A 1,590-nucleotide genomic window follows, 5' to 3' on the forward strand; every position below is an offset into this window, starting at 1 on the left:
GCTTTTTTAGTTTCATATCTACCGTCACCGATATGAGCAATGTAGCAAGTAAAGTGTAACGTTTTATGTCTATGTTTGGGTCGAGGAAACAGGTGACAATCAAGAGTTACGTCTTGAACTAACTTGGTTAAACAGCATCAAAGCCTTTAACAGTATGATGTTGCTGTGAGAATAGTTTAGCTAACCAAGTTGTTGATAACGATTATTACTTAGGTTTAGCTGTTCGTCAATACTTAAATGATAATTAATTTCATTTAATTGCTATTGCTGAATATTTGTTCTCGGTGGTATGTTTACTTTGTTTTGAAACAGGATTTGAAAAAACTACAATGAAAAAGCTATCAAAGTATCTAATCGTATTTAGTTTGTTGTTCACCGTTGCTGGGTGTTCTCCTAGCTTCACTTACAATAACTTAGGTTGGTTATCAGGGTTTTGGATTGATGATTATGTTGACCTCAACAGTGACCAAGCTGATAAATTTAAGCATATCGTCAAAACCAGCCGCGATTGGCATCGAGAAACACAACTCCCTTTATACAAACGTGATCTTGAAAGCTTAAAGTCCATGTTAGATAAGCAAGTTGATCATAACGAGCTTAAAGCACACTTCGTACAAGCAAAGCAGCATTGGCAAACGCTGGTTGATAAAATCGAGCCTGAACTTATTGATTTAGCAAACTCTCTTTCATATGAACAGCGAGTTGAGTTTGTTGCTGCACTGCAAGAAAACATTAACGATGAGTACAAAGAACACGAAGAAAAATCGCCTGAGCAACATAAAAAAGAACGTTTAGAAGAAAACCTTGAAAACTATAAAGAGTGGTTCGGTACCAAGCTATCTGCACAGCAACAAACACTGATAGAGAACTCATCAAATAATCGAGTCAGTACATTTTTACTGTGGATGCAATACAAACAAAAGCGTTTAGATACATTAAAAACGCTGTTTATGCAAAAGCAAAAACCAGCAGATTTTAACCAACAACTTGCTGTTATTATTAATGATCGTTTTGCATTTATGAGCGATGAGTTAATTGCTGCCGATGATAAAAACCTTGATAACTACGTTAACTTGTTATTGGAGCTAAAGCCTACATTAACCGACAAACAGCGTAGTAACATTCACGATGAGTTTGATGAGCTTATTGAGGAAGTGGCTGACTTAATCGATGACTAAAATTCAATTGGAATTGAGCTGTTTATTTGATCTATAAAGCGCTTTGCCACTGTAGCAAAATAATAAAAATAAAGTAGGTTTATTCTTTAAGCCTTGTCACTGGTATAAAAATAAAATGAAAAAGCTGTGAAAAAACTCTATATCGTACTGATTTTATTATCATTAGTGTCTCACTTTCCCGCATTAGGAAAAAAGTTAACGTCAAAAAGTGAGTTGTCTATTCAAATTGAACAAGCTTTGCATCGTGAATCGTTAGTTGGGGTCGTTTGGTCTACCGTTTCAGAAGGTGGAATTGAATTAGGGGCGAAAGGGCTGGCAGATTTTGATTTGCAAATGACGACAGATAATAAAGTTCAGAGTGGTTCTATTGTTAAAACACTTATTGCCACTGGTGTACTACACCTTGTAACAG

General features: G+C 35.6%; 2 protein-coding genes. Both read left to right on the forward strand.

What is annotated here, in order from left to right; translation table 11 throughout:
- The first annotated feature begins 329 nt into the window (after nucleotides 1-329).
- Nucleotides 330-1,178: a DUF6279 family lipoprotein gene (locus L1D51_RS21370; RefSeq protein WP_239964820.1), complete on the forward strand. Its 849-nt coding sequence runs from the start codon at nucleotides 330-332 to the stop codon at nucleotides 1,176-1,178.
- A 126-nt stretch (nucleotides 1,179-1,304) separates the two neighbouring features.
- Nucleotides 1,305-1,590, forward strand: a 286-nt coding sequence (locus tag L1D51_RS21375) for a beta-lactamase family protein (protein ID WP_239964821.1), incomplete at its 3' end; no start/stop codon positions are given.

The organism is Pseudoalteromonas shioyasakiensis, from assembly GCF_022398475.1.
Classification (GTDB): domain Bacteria; phylum Pseudomonadota; class Gammaproteobacteria; order Enterobacterales; family Alteromonadaceae; genus Pseudoalteromonas.

Excerpts from the sequence above, each read along its gene's own strand:
- L1D51_RS21370 (WP_239964820.1), top strand. The coding sequence starts at position 330 with ATGAAAAAGCTATCAAAGTATCTAATCGTATTTAGTTTGTTGTTCACC.